The following is a 15,930-nucleotide window of genomic DNA, read 5'->3' on the forward strand; positions in this document are numbered from 1 at the left end:
CTGATCTCAATCAGGTTCAAAGGGACTCTCTCAGTCGGTTCCGGCAGGCCGGTCTCGACACCCCTAGCGATGGCGCCCCCGAAGGAGCGCGGTTGCCATTGTAGAGGGTGGGTCAGCGCCCGGCGTGGATGATGGGGATGGCGTAGTACATCACGGAGTCAGCGGACGTCGGGTGGTATTGCGAGCCGTAGATTTCCAGATCCGGCCCCAGGCTGTGCGACTGGCTGGCCGACAGCAGCCAGCTGGCGTAGATGTAGTTCACCGTCGCATCGACGTTCTGGGCAGGACCCCTGTGGGTGAAGCGTGCATAGGTGGACGCGGGGATTTCCATGGCCACCATGCCCGGTGGCAGCGCACCGGGGTCCCTCACTTCGATGCAGGCCAGGTAGCGCAGCTCTTCCGTGTGCGGCCCCGCCGGGGCCACGACGCCATAACAGACCCCGGGCACGGTGTTCGCAATCTCGCCCAACCGGGGCAGAAACTTCGCCCACAGGGGCGGCAGTTTCTGGCCCAGGTTGTTTTTTTCGGAATCGATGCCGTAGTAGTCGGTGGGCAGCCCGACCAATTGCATGGCGGGCTGCTGCTGGATGTCGGGTTCCAGCGAGATGTTGTGGTGAATGTGTGCGAGGTAGCTTTCGTCAAACCGGATCTTGCGCACGAACAGCGAGCGGTTGCCCATCTTGCGGTACTGCGACGGTGTGAGCCGAAAGCAATCACGGAACGCTCGCGTGAAACTCTCCTGTGTCTCGTACCCCGACGCCAGCGCAATGTCGAGCACGCTCAGCCGCGTGTTGGTCAACTGCTCCAGCGCCCGCGAGAACCGGCGCGAGCGGATGTAGGTCTTCAAGGTTTCGTTGGTCAGCGCCTTGAAGATCCGCTGGAAGTGCCACTGGCTCATCCCCGCAGCCCGTGCCACCTCGGAAAGCTGGATATCGGATTCGAGATGGGCCTCGATGAAATCGATGCCCTCCTGGATTTGCCGGAGATAAAGCACGGTGGCGTCCGTTCAAGGGGTTTCAAAGAAACCGGTCATCGCAACCAGCCGGTTCTGGTCGTTGTACCGGCCGTAGCTCACGCCTTCCCCGATCACCTGCCCGCTGCCATCCACCATGTTCCATTTGGCGATGCTCTGCTGGTTGTGGCTGGCGAAATAGTGGGTCACAAAATGCCCGCCGGGGACCTGACTGTGAAAGTTGTCCATGTAGGCCGTCAATTGGTCCCAGCCCTGGGCGGTGGCCAGCGGGTCGTTGTAGGTGCAGGCGGGGTCGAGGGACTGGGAAAACAGGGCTTCCCTGTCTGCAGCCGAGTCGGTTTTCCACGACGCGGTGTAGGTGTCCCAGATGGATTGAAGGGGTTGTTGGCTCATGGTGTGCTCCTGATGGGCGGTGAATGGAGACGCCATCGTGCCGGGCGCTTGAGCGCCTTTTTGACATTTTGTGCTTATTTGTGGGCGCGTCGTTTGGGCACGAAACGACGGTGCCCCGACTCGCCTGGACTACGTGCTGGCGGAAGGCACAGACGCCGGAGCCACACCCAGCAGCTGGTGCAGCCTTGGGCTCGTGGTGGTGTACTGCAGCGCCACCTTGTCGCCCTTGAGCGCCTCGGCGGCGCCAAAGGCGGCTAGCGTGGCTTCGTGGAAGCCGCACAGGATGAGCTTGCGTTTGCCGGGGTAGGTGTTGATGTCGCCCACGGCGTAGATTCCGGGCACGCTGGTGCGGAAGGCCTCGGTGTCCACCACCAGCTGTTTGCGGTCCATGGCCAGGCCCCAGTCGGCGATGGGGCCGAGGCGGGGCGAGATGCCGAGCACGGCCACCAGCAGGTCGATTGCCAGGGCGCGGGTGCTGCCATCGGCGTCCACGACCTGCAAGGCGGTCAGCTGGTCGCCAGCGGTTTCAATGCCGGTGATCTGCGCAGACTCGACATGGATGCGGCCCGCATCGCGCAGTTGCTGCAGGCGCTGCAGCAGAGCATCCGGGGCGTGAAACACATCGCGGCGGTGCAGCAGGCTGACGCGTGCGGCCTGGCCTTGTTCGGCCAGTTCCACGGCGCGGGCTACCGCGGGCTCGTCGCCGCCGTGCACGACCACATGGCGCCCAGCCACACCCACGCTGGCGGGCAGGTTCTGGTAGTGGACCTGGGTGCCCACAAAGCGCTCGATGCCGTCCACCTTGAGCGTGCGTGGCACAAAGGCGCCCACACCGGCAGCAATGAACACCGTCCGGGCCAGCAGTTGTGCGCCCTGGGAGGTTTGGACCAGCAGGCGCCCATCGGCCTGCGCGGTGAGCGCCGACACCAGCGTGTTCAGGTGCCACTGGGTCTTGAACGGCGCGATCTGCTCAAGCAGCAGGCCAGCCAGCTCGCGCCCGGTGCACACGGGGATGCCGGGGATGTCGTAGATGGGTTTGTCGCCGTACAGCTCGACGCACTGGCCGCCCGCATGGGGCAGGGCGTCGATGACATGGGCGGTGATGCCTTGCAGGCCCAGCTGGAAGACCTGGAACAGGCCCACGGGACCCGCGCCGATGACGACAGCGTCGGTTTCTTGAATCATGCTCAAGCCACGCGCGCAGCGCCCGAAACTGGCGCTGCCAAAGACCTGTGCCACCGTGGAACTGGCTTTGCCAGGCCACTGGTGGCGTCCCCCTTGGGGGATGGCGCGAAGCGACTCAGGGGGGTCACTTGACCAGTTCGTTGACCTTGCCCGGCTTGCCGTTCCATTCGTCGGCGTCGGGCAGCGCCGGCTTGCGCTTGGTGATGCTCTTCCAGCCGTCGGCAAAGGCCAAGTCGGCGTTGAGCTTGATGAAAGCAATCTGGTCGGCCGGCAGATCTTCTTCGGCAAAGATGGCGTTGGCCGGGCATTCGGGGATGCAGACGGCGCAGTCGATGCATTCATCGGGGTCGATGACAAGCATGTTCGGGCCTTCGCGGAAGCAGTCCACGGGGCACACGTCCACACAATCGGTGTACTTGCACTTGATGCAGTTTTCGGAGACGACGTGGGTCATGACAGGAGTTGTGTGGGTCGGTGAAAACCCTCAATTTTAGAAGCTTTCACCGACCTTTGGTTACAGGGCCCCTCACCCCGATGGGGTGACTGGGGTTACGGGCGCTGATCTAGATCAGTTGACCAGCACGGCACCGGCCGTTTTGTGGCTCGCGGTGTCCACCAGGATCAGCGATCCGAGCACCCGGGCTTTGCCAAAGGGGGCGGCCGGAATCGCCTCTTGCAGCAGCAGGTCGACATGGCCGATGGCATTGGGGTCCAGCTGGGTGGCGGCTTCTTCGGCCAGCGTGTTGATGTTGAGCTTGTGCACCACGGCCTTGACCTTGGCCTTGACCCAGCGGTGGCCGTGCAGCGCCCAGTACACGCGGCCTGCGACCAGGGGCTCGTCGTCCATCCAGGCCACCGTGGTGCGCAGCTCGCGGCTGGCGGGCCACGCAGGCACGCTGGCGGGCGTGTCGAAGTCGTCTTCGGCGGGGGTGGCGACGGCAGGCGCCGCCAGAATCCAGTCGCCCCGCGAGACATCCACCTCGCGGTCCAGAATGATGCCGGCGCTGGTGCCTGCGGGCACGTCCTTGGGGCGACGGGCATGGTCCAGCACTTGCGCCACGGTCGCCAGCTGGCCGCTGGGGAAGATCTGTACAGCGGTACCGGGCGCAAAGCTGCCCGCAGCCACGCGGCCCCAGAACACACGGCGGCCTTGCGAGGTGTCGGAGGACGACGAGAATTTCTCGACCCACTGCACCGGGAAGGCCGGTGCCAGCGCTGAGTCTGCGGGGGTGTTGGGCAGTGCTTCCAGCACTTGCAGCAGCGTGGGGCCGTCATAACCGCACCAGCCCGCATGGGCGTCCACCACGTTCCAGCCCTTGAGGGCCGACACCGGCACCATGGCGCGCACGGTGATGCCTGCCGCTTGGGCAAAGGATTGCAACGCGCCCTGGATGTGCTGCCACGCCAGCGCGGGGTCTTCCACCGCGTCGAGCTTGTTGACGGCAAACACCAGCGAGTGCACGCGCAGCAGGTGGGCCAGCAGGCTGTGGCGGCGGGTTTGCGGCAGCAGGGCCAGGCCGGGGTTCTTCCAGTCGAGCTTGGTGGCATCGACCAGCACCACGGCGGCGTCGGCGCTGCTGGCGGCGGTGACCATGTTGCGGGTGTATTGCTCGTGGCCGGGTGCATCGCCAATGATGAACTTGCGCTCTTCGGTGGCGAAGTAGCGGTAGGCCACGTCGATGGTGATGCCCTGTTCGCGCTCGGCGCTCAGGCCGTCGGTCAGCAGGGCCAGGTCGGTCTCACCCTGGCGCTGAACGCCAGCCAGGTGGTCCTGCAGCACGGCCTTGCTGTCCACCAGCAGACGGCCGATCAGCGTGCTCTTGCCGTCGTCGACGCTGCCGCAGGTGATGAACTTGAGCGCGGAAATGTGGTCATTTTTTCCTGTAGCGCTTGTAGGGATTGCGCTGGAAGCTATCGAATTCATAGTGGTCATCAGAAGTACCCGTCTTTCTTGCGCTTTTCCATCGAGGCATCGCTGGTCTTGTCGTCCATGCGGGTGGCACCGCGCTCGCTCACGTCGGCGGCCAGGGTCTCGATGACGATCTCGGCCGGGGTGGCGGCGGTGCTCTCCACCGGTGCGGTGCAGGTGATGTCGCCCACGGTGCGAAAGCGCACGTCGCGTGTCTCGACCACGTCGCCTTCACGCGGCGGTGTCAGCTCGGTCACGGGCATCAGCAGGCCCTTGCGGTCCACCACCTGGCGCTTGTGCGTGTAGTAGATGCTGGGCAGGCCGATCTGTTCGCGGTCGATGTACTGCCACACATCGAGCTCGGTCCAGTTGCTGATGGGGAACACGCGGAAGTGTTCGCCGGGCTGCAGGCGGGTGTTGAACAGGGTCCACAGCTCAGGCCGCTGGGCCTTGGGCTGCCATTGGCCAAAACTGTCGCGGTGGCTGAAGATGCGCTCTTTGGCGCGTGCCTTTTCTTCATCGCGGCGGGCGCCGCCGATCAGGGCGTCAAAGCGGAATTCCTCGATCGCTTCGAGCAGCGTGACGGACTGGTGCACGTTGCGCGATTCGCCGGGGTGGGCCAGTCGCACGGTGCCGCGTGCCATGGAGTCTTCGACATTGCGCACGATGAGTTCAGCACCGAGTTCCTTGGCGCGGAAGTCGCGAAAATCCGTCACTTCGGGGAAGTTGTGGCCCGTGTCGATCATGAGCAGCGGGTAGGGAATGCCGCCGCCGCTGGCCTTGGTGCCAAAGGCCTTTTCGGCGCACTTGAGCATGACCAGCGAATCCTTGCCGCCCGAAAACAGCAAGGCAGGGCGTTCAAAGGCGGCAGCCACTTCGCGCAGGATGAAGATGGTTTCTTCTTCCAGGGCGTCGAGGTGCGAGTTGTTCAGGTGGTAGCTCATATCGTTGGTTTTCTTCTCAAGCAGCGCGGTATCGGTCCGGGTGTTCATGGTCGGTGCTGCAGTGGAGTCAGTGGGCCAGATGCAAACCGCACTCGCGGTTGTCTTCGCCCTTGGTGGGGTCCACGTAGTCAAAGTTGTTGGGCAGGCCGTGCTTCACGCAGTATTCGTGCAGCTCCTTGGACGACCAGTGCAGCAGCGGCGCGACCTTGATCAGGCCGTCAGGGTTGATGCTGACCGGGTCCATCTGTGCACGCACGGCGGTGTCGGTGGCGCGCAGTGCGGTAAACCACACCTTGGGGGCCGTTTCGCGCAGGGCGCGGGCAAAGGGCTCCAGCTTCACTTCTTCGGTAAAGGCTGCGTGGCGTGGGTCGTCCAGCGCGGGGGTGGCGCCTTCCACGGCTTCACGGTGCGCGCGTGAGCGGCGTGGCAGGTAGATCTGCAGCTTCAGGCCCAGTTGCTTTGTCACCTCGTCGGCAAAGCGGTAGGTGGCTTCGGTGTTGTAACCGTTGTCCATCCACACCACGGGCACGTCAGGGTTGACTTGCGTGACCATGTGCAGGATCACTGCCTCAAAGGGGCGGAAGTTGGTGGTGACGATGGCGGGCTGGCCCAGCCCCAGCGCCCAGGCCACCAGGTCTGGTGCGTTGCGGCCGAGGTCGGCGTTGATGCGTGCGAGATCGATTTGGCTCATGGTGCAGGGCTTGTGGGTTGGGTTCTCAGGCGGCGGCGCGGTGGGCAAACAGTGGCTGGGGATTGACGGCGTCGCCCTGGTAGAAGCCTGGGAACAGTTCAAACTGGCGCTGGGCATCGGCGGCATCCACCCCCTCGGCCAGCACCGCGCTGCTAAAGCCCGTGCGCTGCATCTGCACCAGTTGGTCGATCAGCACATCACCCGTGGCGCGGATTTCGCCAGCAAAGCCACGGCGGCGGCGCAGCAAAAAGGCCTGGCTGAACGCACGGCCATCGGTGAAGTTGGGGAAGTGCAGGTCCACGCGTTCCACGCCTTCCAGCGGCAGGGCTGTGGCGTCGGCATCGTTGGCCAACGCCACCACGCGGGCGTCGCCTTCCGCCGGGGGCTGGTGTTCGTGGGATGCAAGAAGTGTCAGGTTCATCATCGTTCGGATTTCGGTGGCACGGCGGCTTCAGAGGCTGGGAGTTTTTTTCGAGTGCCCGAAAGGTGCGTCAAAACGCCGCTGATCGAGGCGCAAAGCACGGCCATAGCTCGGGCTATGGCGCGCATTTGCAACGACGAGCAGCGGTGTTTTGGCGTGCAAGGCGGGCATAGGAAAAAGACTCTCAGCCTCTTAGGCTGTGGCCAGGGTTTCGTCTTTGTGGCGGGCAAGCTTGGCGGCTTCCTTGAACGGGTCCAGGCCGGTGCGGCGCACGGTGTTCTGGAAGGTCTCGCCGCTTTCACGCAGGTCGCGGTAGGTGCTGAGTACAGCCTCGATCACGTCGGGCACTTCGGCCGCAGAGAACGAGGGGCCGATCACCTTGCCCGCCACGGCAGCGCCCGACAGGTCGGAACCATCGGAGCCGCCCAGCGTGACCTGGTACCACTCCTTGCCGTCCTTATCCACGCCCAGGATGCCGATGTGGCCGCTGTGGTGGTGGCCGCAGCTGTTGATGCAGCCGCTGATGTGCAGGTCGATCTCGCCGATGTCGTCCAGCTCGTCCAGGTCCTGGTAGCGCTGGGTGATGGCCTCGGCAATCGGCAGCGAGCGGGCGTTGGCCAGCGCGCAGAAGTCGCCGCCGGGGCAGGCGATCATGTCGGTGAGCAACTGCACGTTAGCGCTGGCCAGGCCCAGGGCCTTGGCTTCTTGCCACAGGTCAAACAGGCGGCTGGCGTGCACCCAGGGCAGCAGCACGTTCTGGTCGTGCGTCACGCGGGCTTCTCCGGCGGAGTATTTGTCCACCAGGTCAGCCAGGGCGATCAGTTGTTCGCTGGTCGCATCACCCGGCGACTGGCCGGGGCGCTTGAACGACAGTGTGACGGCGCGCAGTTGCGGGTTTTGGTGCGGGTGCACATTGCGCTGCAGCCAGCGGCCGAACATCACGTGCTCTGCCGCCAGGGCGTCCAGCGATGCCTGCAGTGCTGCGGGGGGCACATCGGCAATGTTGGCCAGCTTCGGCGTCACAAAGCAGGCGGCCACGCGGTCAAACTCAGCCTGCGGAATGGTGTGGGGGCCACCGTCGATCTCGACGATCTGGCGGTACTCTTCTTCCACATCGTCGATGTACTGCTGGCCTTCGGCCTTGACCAAAATCTTGATGCGGGCCTTGTACTTGTTGTCGCGGCGGCCGTGCTCGTTGTACACGCGCACGATGGCCTCGATGTAATTCATGATCTGGTTCCAGGGCAGGAACTCGCGGATCACGGTGCCAATCACCGGCGTGCGACCCATGCCACCGCCCACAAACACCTTGAAGCCGATCTCGCCCTGCTCATTCTTGAGCAGGTGCAGGCCCACGTCGTGCCAGCCCGTTGCGGCGCGGTCGTCCTTGGCCCCGCTGATGGCGATCTTGAACTTGCGCGGTAAAAAAGCGAACTCGGGGTGCAGCGTGGTCCACTGGCGGATGATTTCCGCATAGGGGCGCGGGTCCACGATCTCGTCCACGGCAATGCCGGCCAGGGCATCGGTGGTGGTGTTGCGGATGCAGTTGCCGCTGGTCTGGATGCCGTGCATGTCCACAGTGGCCAGCAGGTCCATCACATCCGCACTTTTGGACAGCGGAATCCAGTTGAACTGCACATTGGTGCGGGTGGTGAAGTGGGCGCAGTTCTTGGGCAGGAAGGTGGTGCCCAGCTTGCCCTGGCCTTCCATGGCGGCCTTGAAGACGGCCGCTTCGGGTTCGTCGTATTCGCGGGCGATCTGGGCCAGCACGCGCAGCTGGCGGCTGGCGATTTCACCGTAAGGCACAGCTACGCGCAGCATGGGGGCGTAGCGCTGCACATACCAGCCGTTTTGCAGGCGCAGTGGGCGGAAGTTGTCTTCGGGCAGCTTGCCGTTCTGCCAGCGCGTGAGCTGGTCACGGAATTGCCGTGCCCGCTGTTGCACAAATTGTCGGTCGAATTCTGTGTATTGGTACATCGTGGTCAGTGCAGTTCAGTGCGTGCAACTCAAATCAAGATCAGTTTGAAGCCCGCCCAGGCGAGCAACAGCGAGAGGATGGAGCGAATCAGGCGCTCAGGCGTGCGGGTCACCAGGCGCGAACCCAGCCAGATGCCCGGCAGTGAGCCAGCCAGCAATTGTGCAAGCAAAGGCCAGTCCACCGAGCCCAGCGAGGCGTGTCCGAGGCCCGCCACCAGAGTCAGGGGCACGGCGTACGCAATGTCTGCACCAATGATGCGCGGCAGGGGCAGCATGGGGTAGACCAGCAGCAACACCGTGACGCCAATGGCGCCCGCGCCCACCGAGGTAAAGGTGACCAGCGTACCGATGACGGCACCCATCAGCACGGGCAGGCTCCAGTGGCGAGGGCGTGTGGGGTCGCCCGTGTGGCTCTTGCGGGCTGCGGCTTCGGCCGCTTGGCGCTGGGCAGAAAACGCCACCACCTTATAGAGCGTGGCCGCTGCCGTCAGCAGCAGGGCAAAACCCAGGGTGGTGGTCATCACACGCTGCGCGGTGCTGCTGGCCGGGCCCATCACCTTGAGCGCCCACAGCGCCAGCAACGCGGCCGGAATGCTGCCTGCGCAAAGCTGGCCCACCACTTTCCAGGGCACCAGGCGCTGTCGGGCCAGGCTGACGGTGCCGCCCATCTTGGTGAAGGCCGCGAACAGCAGGTCGGTGCCCACGGCCATGTGGGGCTTGATGCCAAAGAAGAAAATCAGGATCGGCGTCATCAGCGAGCCACCGCCCACGCCGGTCAGGCCCACAATCAGCCCGACCGCAAAGCCCGCAAAAACAAACGCCAATTCATGCATGGGTGCGAATGTAGGGGAGAGGCTTATGGAAGCAAACTATTGTTTCGCTCTGCTGATATGTCAATTTGCTTATAAGCAAGTGTGGGCGCGGTTTTTTAACGCGTTTTCAGCGTTTACAGGCGCTCGGTGCCCAGCGCCCTGGCCAGCTTGGCGTCCAGCGGCAGGGGTTCGCCTTGCAGGCGGGCTGCCAGCAGCTCGCCACAGAGCAGCGCCAGCGTCAGCCCCCGCGCGCCCATGGCGGTGTTGACCCACAGGCCCGGAAGGTCCGTGGCGTCCACAGGGCCGACGATGGGCAGGCGATCCGGTGCGGTGCAGCGCACGGCGGCCCAGGTTTTCAGGGCAGGCGGCGCTGCTGGCCCCCCTTCGGGTTCTGACGCTGCGGTGGGGGGAGCGAGCGACGCTTGGTGGAACGCGGGCGCCAATTGCGGTGCTATTGCGGGCAGCAGTGCCTGCAACTTGCCCCAGTTGGTGGCATGGGCTGCCTGAACGTCGGCGGCGCTGGGCGGCAGGGCCTGCACATCCCGCTCAAACGTGGAGCCCATTACCCAACCCCAGCCCTGGCGGCCACCCGCATCGCCGCCGAGCGGAAAGCGGGGCACCAGGTTGCCGTTGCCGTTGGCCGGAAACGGCAGCAGCGGCGCCGCAGGGTCTGCATGGTCCCCCCACGACACCTGCCCCCGAACCGGCTGCAAAGGCCAGCGGTGGTTGAGCAGCTCCAGGCTGCCAGCGCCCGCCGCAATGACCACCGTGGCTGCCTCGGCCAGCACCTGGCCCTGGGCGTCCAGCGCCTGCCAGACCGTGGTGGCCGGGTGGTCATCGGCGGCGGGGGGCTCGGCACGTCGTAGCTGTACCACCTGACAGTCGCCTTGCCAGCGTATGCCGGGCTGCGCCAGCAAGGCTGTGGCCAGGCGGGCAGGGCGCACCCAGCCTGCCTGGTGGTGCCAGCAGGCGGTGGCATCGGGCGGTAGCTGGGCGGCAGCCAGGGCGGTGGGGGACGCAGGCTCGCTCCAGGCGGCGCCTGATCCTTGGTCCCAAGCGGGCGACAGGCCGGGCGTGCCGTCGGTGCGGTGCTCCAGCACGCCGCAATGGGCCCAGTCCATGCCCTCGCTCAGCAGCCAGCGGGCCTGCTCAAGCGTGGTGCGTATACCGCTGCGCGACAGGCGCGAGAGCACACTGTCATCCGGCGACACATGGGGCGCAAACACCCCGGCGGGCAGGGCCGATGCGCCTGCGGCGGGCTCGGGGGCCTGGTCCAGCACTGTGACCTGCCAGCCGCGCCGGGCCAGGCTGGCGGCGGCGGCGGCGCCTGCAATGCCCCCGCCGATCACGATGCAGGGGCCGGGTGGGGATGGGACGGGTGTCGCCCCCGCTTGGCGCGTGGTGCGCGGCTCCCAGCGCGGGTTGTAGGTGGCGTGCAGGTTGTCGCGCTTGGGCGGCACACCGGGCACACGGGTCACTTCAAAGCCACATTGCGCCAAGCCATCGCGCACAGCGCGTGCGATGGTCCAGGTGGCGAGCTGTGTACCGCGACGGCAACAGCGCGCCACGGCCTTCAGAGTGTGCAGGTCCCAGCTTTCGGGGTTGCGCTGGGGGCTGAAGCCGTCGAGGTAGATGGAGTCCACCGTCAGGTTCTGCTGGCGCAGCATGGCTTGGGTGTCGCCCACATACAGGGTGAGCAGCACCCGGCCCTCGTCAAAACGCAGGCGGTGCACGCCCGGCAGCAGGCCCCACCACTGGCGGTGCAATGCCTCAGCCAGCGGCGCCAGCTCAGGGTGGACCGAGGTGGCGCGCAGCAGGTCGGCTGCACTCACAGGCCAGGCTTCGGTCGATACGAAATGCAGCAGCGTGGGCCGCGCGGGGTCGGCCCGCCAGGCGGCCCAGGTCACCAGGAAATTCAGGCCAAAGCCAAACCCGGTCTCCAGAATGCGCCACTGCGATTGCCCCGCCCAGGCCTCGGGCAGGCCACAGCCGTGCAAAAACACGCGGCGGGCCTGGGTGAGGCCGCCGTTTTCGCTGTGGTAGCGGTCGCCGAAGCGGGGGCTGTAGGGGGTGCCATCCGGCAGCCACTCGATGGGTTCAGTCATGGAAACGGCAAAAGGCCGGCGTGGGGCCGGCCTGTTGGAAAGGGAAGGCGGTTTCTACCGCGAACCGCTCCGGGGTGTGTTGCGCTGCGTCACGCACTGGGCGGGACGTATCCCGCCGCAGCATCTGCTCCGCCGCCAAAGAAATGGTTTTCCATCTGGCGTGCCAGGTACTGGCGGGCGCGCGCATCGGCCAGGTTCAGGCGGTTTTCATTGACCAGCATGGTCTGGTGCTTGAGCCAGCCGGCCCAGGCTTCCTTGCTCACGCTTTCCCAGATTCGCTTGCCCAGCTCGCCAGGGTAGGGCGGAAAGTCGAGGCCTTCGGCTTCCTTGCCGAGCTTGATGCATTGAACGGTGCGTGCCATGGGATGTCCTTGGTGTGGGGCGAGCGAAAAAGGCTTCGCTCAGATGATTTGGATATTAAGAACTGAAATCTCAGTAGTTCCAGTTTTGAAGAGGGCCTTCCAGAATGCGTTCCATCGGTGATTTGCACCGCAACACATTCACAAAAGAGGCCCTTCCATGAACTTTCGCCGCGACTTTATCAAGTTTCCCTTCGCCGCCGCCCTGGTGGGCAGTTTGGCCCTGACGGCATTGCCGTCGTTTGCACAGTCTGTGACGCTGCTCAATGTGTCGTACGACCCGACGCGCGAGCTGTATGTGGAGTTCAACCAGGCGTTTGCCAAGCACTGGAAGGCCAAGACCGGCCAGGACGTGACCATCAAGCAAAGCCACGGCGGCTCGGGCAAGCAGGCGCGATCCATCATCGACGGGCTGGACGCCGACGTGGCCACGCTGGCCCTGGCGGGCGACACCGATGCGCTGCACACCAACGGCGGCTGGATTCCCAAGGACTGGCAAAAGCGCCTGCCACACAACAGCTCGCCCTACACCTCGACCATCGTGCTGGTGGTGCGCCAGGGCAACCCCAAGGGCATCAAGGACTGGGACGACCTGGTGCGCGCCGATGTGAAGGTGATCACGCCCAACCCCAAGACCTCGGGCGGCGCGCGCTGGAACTACCTGGCCGCGTGGGAATTCGCCAAGCGCAAGTACGGTGGCGACGCCAAGGCCAAGGACTTCGTGGCCAAGCTGTATGGCAACGTGCCCGTGCTGGACACCGGCGCGCGTGGCTCCACCATCACCTTCGCTCAGCGCAACCAGGGCGACGTGCTGATCGCCTGGGAGAACGAGGCCTACCTGCTCGAAAAGGAGTTCGGCACCAAGTTCGACGTGATCGCGCCTTCGATCTCCATCCTGGCCGAACCCGCCGTGTCGGTGGTGGACAAGAACGTGGACAAGAAGGGCACCCGTGCCGTGGCCGAGGCCTATCTGCAGTACCTCTACACCGAAGAAGGCCAGGACATTGCGGGCAAGCACTTCTACCGCCCCGCCGTGTCTGACAAAGCCAAGGCCAAGTACGCCAAGCAGTTCCCCAAGCTGAACCTGTTCACCATCAACGACGCGTTCGGTGGCTGGGACAAGGCGGCCAAGGACCACTTTGCGGACAACGCGAGCTTTGACCAGATCTACACGCGCAAGTAAGTAAGCCAGCAAGCCCGCCCGCCTCTGTGCGCGGGTGGGCAGTGCCCCGATCTCCACGCAAGAAACCCAGCCCGGGCGGGCCGGGTAGGGCGCTGTACGTCCTTTTTATAAGAAAAAACAGCCTTCTGCGCGCGTCCATCAAGCGCTGATAGCTATCAAAACAGTAGTAATCAAGGAATCCACACTATGTCCGCCTTGCTCATCGCTGGCAGCCCTTCGGAGCGTTCCCGCTCCGCCGCCTTGCTCGACGCCGTGGCCCAGCGCCTTTCGGTGCGCGGTGCGCTGGTGGACCGCATCCACATCCGCGACCTCTCGCCCCAGGCGCTGCTGCTGGCCGACTTTGGCCACCCCACGGTGGTGCATGCCATCGACCAGGTGGCCGATGCCAGCGTGCTGGTGGTGGCCACCCCGGTCTACAAGGCGGCCTACAGCGGCGTGCTCAAGGTGTTTCTGGACCTGCTGCCGCAAACGGCCCTCAAGGGCAAGGTCGTGCTGCCCCTGGCCACGGGCGGCAGCCCGCACCACATGCTGGCGCTCGACTACGCGCTGCGGCCCGTGCTGCAGTCGCTGGGCGCCAAAAGCATCCTCCCGGGCATTTACGCCACCGATGCCCAGGTCACGCTGACGCCCGAGGGCAGCTACCACCTGCAGCCCGACATCGCCACGCGGCTGGACGACGCGGTAAATGTGCTCGTGACCGAAACCCTGCGCCCATCGCCCGCCCAGGCCACGCGGTTTGCGCCGGTTCCGTTCTCGCAGGTGCGATGTAGCGTCTGACAACGGCCTGGCGCTGCGGCCCTGCCGTGGTGCCAGCGCCTGCCTTCCTCCCCCTTCGTCCCTCTTTTTTGATTTTGTTGCTGCGCCGGGTGCGCGGGCAGGGCGGTGTGCCGCCTGCTGCCAACCCAGTCCGGTCGTCAGTCCCTCACCTGTTTTGAATCTGGAATCCGCACCATGAACGAACTGAACCGCTTCTCCCTGCAACGCCGCCAACTGCTGGCTGCGGTTGCTGCCAGCACCGCAACAGTCGCAACGCCCCAGGCCTGGTCGCAAAACGCTGGCCGCGTGCTGCGCGTGGGCCACCAAAAGGGCTGGCTCTCCATCCTCAAGGGCCGAGGCACGCTCGATAAGCGCCTGGCCCCGCTGGGTGTGAAGGTGACCTGGACCGAGTTCAACGCGGGCCCCGTTCAGCTCGAAGCCCTCAATGTCGGCTCCATCGACTTCGGCGACGTGGGCGAGGCCCCGCCCATCTTTGCCCAGGCCGCTGGCGCGCCGCTGGTCTATGCCGGTGCCACCGTGCCGCGCCCCGCACTGGAGGCGGTCATCGTTCCCAGCGGTTCGCCCATCCGCAGCGTGGCCGACCTCAAGGGCAAGCGCGTGGCTTACAACAAGGGCTCCAACGTGCAGTATTTCCTGGTCAAGCTGCTCGAGAAGAACGGCCTGAAATACGGCGACGTGCAATCCATCTTCCTGGCCCCGGCCGACGCGCGTGCCGCGTTTGAACGCGGTGCGATCGATGCCTGGATCATCTGGGACCCCTTCCTCGCCGCCGCGCAAAAGCAGCTCGATGCGCGCCTGCTGGTCGATGCCACGGGCGTGGTCAACAACCGCGCCTACTACTTCACCTCGCGCGACTTCGCCACAAAAAACGCCGACGTGCTGCGCATTGCCATCGAAGAGGTCAACGCCATCGACACCTGGGCGTCCAAAAACAAGGAGGCCGCGGCGGCCGAGCTGTCTGCCGTGCTGGGTCTGGACAAATCCATCACCGACCTGTACCTGAGCCGCGCCCGCTTCGGCACCGCGCCCGTCACGCGCGAGATCCTGGCCGAGCAGCAGGCGATTGCCGACACCTTCTTCGACCTCAAGCTCATCCCCAAGAAGCTCAACCTGCTACACGCCGCGCCGGTGGATCTGCTGTGACCCGGGCCACGAAAGGACACATCGCCATGACCCACCCCACCATCAACTCCGAGCGCCGCCGCGCACTGCAGCTGCTGGGCGTTACCGCTTTCAGCTGGGCGCTGGCCAGCCGCTATGCCCACGCGCAAAGCGCAGCCGTGCAAGGGCCTGAGCAACTGCGCATTGGTTATCAGAAGTCGGCCGTCAACCTCGTCATCCTGAAGCAGCAGGGCGTGCTGGAAAAGCGCTTTCCGGGCACGCGGATCAGCTGGCTGGAGTTCCCGGCTGGGCCGCAGCTGCTGGAGGCGCTGTCGGTTGGCAGCCTCGAATTCGGCCTGACCGGCGACTCGCCCCCCGTGTTTGCCCAGGCCGCTGGCAAAGACCTGCTCTACGTGGGCGCCGAGCCACCCAAGCCCGACAGCTCCGCGCTGCTGGTACTCAACGATTCGCCCCTGCGCAAGCTGGCCGACCTCAAGGGCCGCCGCATTGCCGTGCAAAAGGGCAGCAGCGCCCACTACCTGCTGGTGCGCGCAGTCGAAAAGGCAGGGCTGCAGTGGGCCGACATCCAGCCCGTGTACCTGGCTCCGGCCGACGCGCGCGCCGCGTTCGAGCGCAAAAGCGTGGACGCCTGGGCCATCTGGGACCCGTTCTACGCTGCCACCGAGCTGGCCATCCAGCCCCGCGTGCTGGCCACGGGGCGCGACCTGGCCAGCAGCAACAACTCCTTCTACCTGGCGGCCCGCCCGTTTGTGCAAGCCCACCCCCAGGTGCTGCGCGTGCTGTTTGAAGAACTCAGCCGCGCCGACCGCCTGGCGCAAGAGGCGCGCAAGGACGCGATCAAGCTGATTGCCGACTTCAGCGGCCTGGACGCGGGCGTGGTGAGCCTGTTCATCCAGCGCCGTCCCTCGTCGCCCGTGGGGCTGTTGAGCAACGCCACGGTGGCCGACCAGCAGCGTGTGGCCGACGCGTTCTTCAAGCTGGGCCTGATCCCCAAACCCGTGAACGTGGCCGACATCGTGTGGCGGCCAGCGGCTGCGCAACTGGCCGCTGCCACCTCCAAGCCCTGAGTCACATCCGCC

At 65.3% G+C, this 15,930-nt stretch carries 16 protein-coding genes; 4 read left to right on the forward strand and 12 right to left on the reverse strand.

The features are described 5' to 3' along the window. Nucleotides 1-112 precede the first annotated feature (112 nt). The 12 genes from KW832_RS25895 to KW832_RS09130 form a co-directional block, all read right to left on the reverse strand. Nucleotides 113-994, reverse strand: coding sequence for a helix-turn-helix domain-containing protein (locus KW832_RS25895; protein ID WP_218299620.1), 882 nt, complete (start codon nucleotides 992-994; stop codon nucleotides 113-115). Between the two features lie 12 nt (nucleotides 995-1,006). Next, the gene (locus tag KW832_RS09080; RefSeq protein WP_176885704.1) at nucleotides 1,007-1,366 is read right to left on the reverse strand and encodes a nuclear transport factor 2 family protein; all 360 of its coding nucleotides are present in this window, start codon (nucleotides 1,364-1,366) and stop codon (nucleotides 1,007-1,009) included. Nucleotides 1,367-1,495: 129 nt separating this feature from the next. Next, on the reverse strand, nucleotides 1,496-2,551 hold the full coding sequence (locus KW832_RS09085; protein ID WP_218299621.1) for an NAD(P)/FAD-dependent oxidoreductase: 1,056 nt from the start codon (nucleotides 2,549-2,551) through the stop codon (nucleotides 1,496-1,498). Between the two features lie 124 nt (nucleotides 2,552-2,675). Beyond that, the gene (fdxA, locus tag KW832_RS09090; RefSeq protein ID WP_055393870.1) at nucleotides 2,676-3,005 is read right to left on the reverse strand and encodes a ferredoxin FdxA; all 330 of its coding nucleotides are present in this window, start codon (nucleotides 3,003-3,005) and stop codon (nucleotides 2,676-2,678) included. Nucleotides 3,006-3,119: 114 nt separating this feature from the next. Continuing rightward, nucleotides 3,120-4,484, reverse strand: coding sequence for a sulfate adenylyltransferase subunit 1 (locus tag KW832_RS09095; protein ID WP_055393872.1), 1,365 nt, complete (start codon nucleotides 4,482-4,484; stop codon nucleotides 3,120-3,122). Further along, nucleotides 4,484-5,452 (reverse strand): sulfate adenylyltransferase subunit CysD, encoded by a 969-nt coding sequence (gene cysD / locus KW832_RS09100; RefSeq protein WP_121419839.1) that lies wholly within the window; start codon nucleotides 5,450-5,452, stop codon nucleotides 4,484-4,486. The genes KW832_RS09095 and cysD overlap by 1 nt, the downstream gene beginning before the upstream one ends. 19 nt (nucleotides 5,453-5,471) lie before the next feature. Next, on the reverse strand, nucleotides 5,472-6,095 hold the full coding sequence (locus KW832_RS09105; protein ID WP_121506681.1) for a phosphoadenosine phosphosulfate reductase family protein: 624 nt from the start codon (nucleotides 6,093-6,095) through the stop codon (nucleotides 5,472-5,474). Nucleotides 6,096-6,120: 25 nt separating this feature from the next. Then, nucleotides 6,121-6,516, reverse strand: a complete 396-nt coding sequence (locus tag KW832_RS09110; protein WP_370460173.1) for a DUF934 domain-containing protein — start codon at nucleotides 6,514-6,516, stop codon at nucleotides 6,121-6,123. 192 nt (nucleotides 6,517-6,708) lie between these two features. Then, complete coding sequence (locus tag KW832_RS09115; protein WP_218299622.1) at nucleotides 6,709-8,493, reverse strand: nitrite/sulfite reductase; 1,785 nt, start codon at nucleotides 8,491-8,493, stop codon at nucleotides 6,709-6,711. A 29-nt stretch (nucleotides 8,494-8,522) separates the two neighbouring features. Further along, nucleotides 8,523-9,326, reverse strand: a complete 804-nt coding sequence (locus KW832_RS09120; protein WP_055393880.1) for a sulfite exporter TauE/SafE family protein — start codon at nucleotides 9,324-9,326, stop codon at nucleotides 8,523-8,525. A gap of 113 nt (nucleotides 9,327-9,439) precedes the next feature. Continuing rightward, the gene (gene mnmC, locus KW832_RS09125) at nucleotides 9,440-11,410 is read right to left on the reverse strand and encodes an FAD-dependent 5-carboxymethylaminomethyl-2-thiouridine(34) oxidoreductase MnmC (RefSeq protein WP_218299623.1); all 1,971 of its coding nucleotides are present in this window, start codon (nucleotides 11,408-11,410) and stop codon (nucleotides 9,440-9,442) included. Between the two features lie 89 nt (nucleotides 11,411-11,499). After that, the gene (locus KW832_RS09130; protein WP_010461281.1) at nucleotides 11,500-11,772 is read right to left on the reverse strand and encodes an oxidative damage protection protein; all 273 of its coding nucleotides are present in this window, start codon (nucleotides 11,770-11,772) and stop codon (nucleotides 11,500-11,502) included. 157 nt (nucleotides 11,773-11,929) lie between these two features. Between KW832_RS09130 and KW832_RS09135 the strand changes: the two genes are divergently transcribed. From KW832_RS09135 to KW832_RS09150, 4 genes are all read left to right on the forward strand, one after another. Then, nucleotides 11,930-12,952 (forward strand): sulfate ABC transporter substrate-binding protein, encoded by a 1,023-nt coding sequence (locus KW832_RS09135; RefSeq protein ID WP_121506678.1) that lies wholly within the window; start codon nucleotides 11,930-11,932, stop codon nucleotides 12,950-12,952. 186 nt (nucleotides 12,953-13,138) lie between these two features. Next, nucleotides 13,139-13,729, forward strand: coding sequence for an NADPH-dependent FMN reductase (ssuE, locus tag KW832_RS09140; RefSeq protein ID WP_121506677.1), 591 nt, complete (start codon nucleotides 13,139-13,141; stop codon nucleotides 13,727-13,729). 174 nt (nucleotides 13,730-13,903) lie between these two features. Then, nucleotides 13,904-14,872 (forward strand): sulfonate ABC transporter substrate-binding protein, encoded by a 969-nt coding sequence (locus tag KW832_RS09145; RefSeq protein WP_218299624.1) that lies wholly within the window; start codon nucleotides 13,904-13,906, stop codon nucleotides 14,870-14,872. Between the two features lie 26 nt (nucleotides 14,873-14,898). After that, entirely contained in the window at nucleotides 14,899-15,918 is a 1,020-nt protein-coding gene (locus KW832_RS09150; protein WP_218299625.1) for a sulfonate ABC transporter substrate-binding protein, read from the forward strand. The last annotated feature ends 12 nt before the right edge of the window (nucleotides 15,919-15,930 follow it).

The organism is Acidovorax sp. sif0632, assembly GCF_019218805.1.
Lineage (GTDB): Bacteria > Pseudomonadota > Gammaproteobacteria > Burkholderiales > Burkholderiaceae_C > Acidovorax > Acidovorax facilis.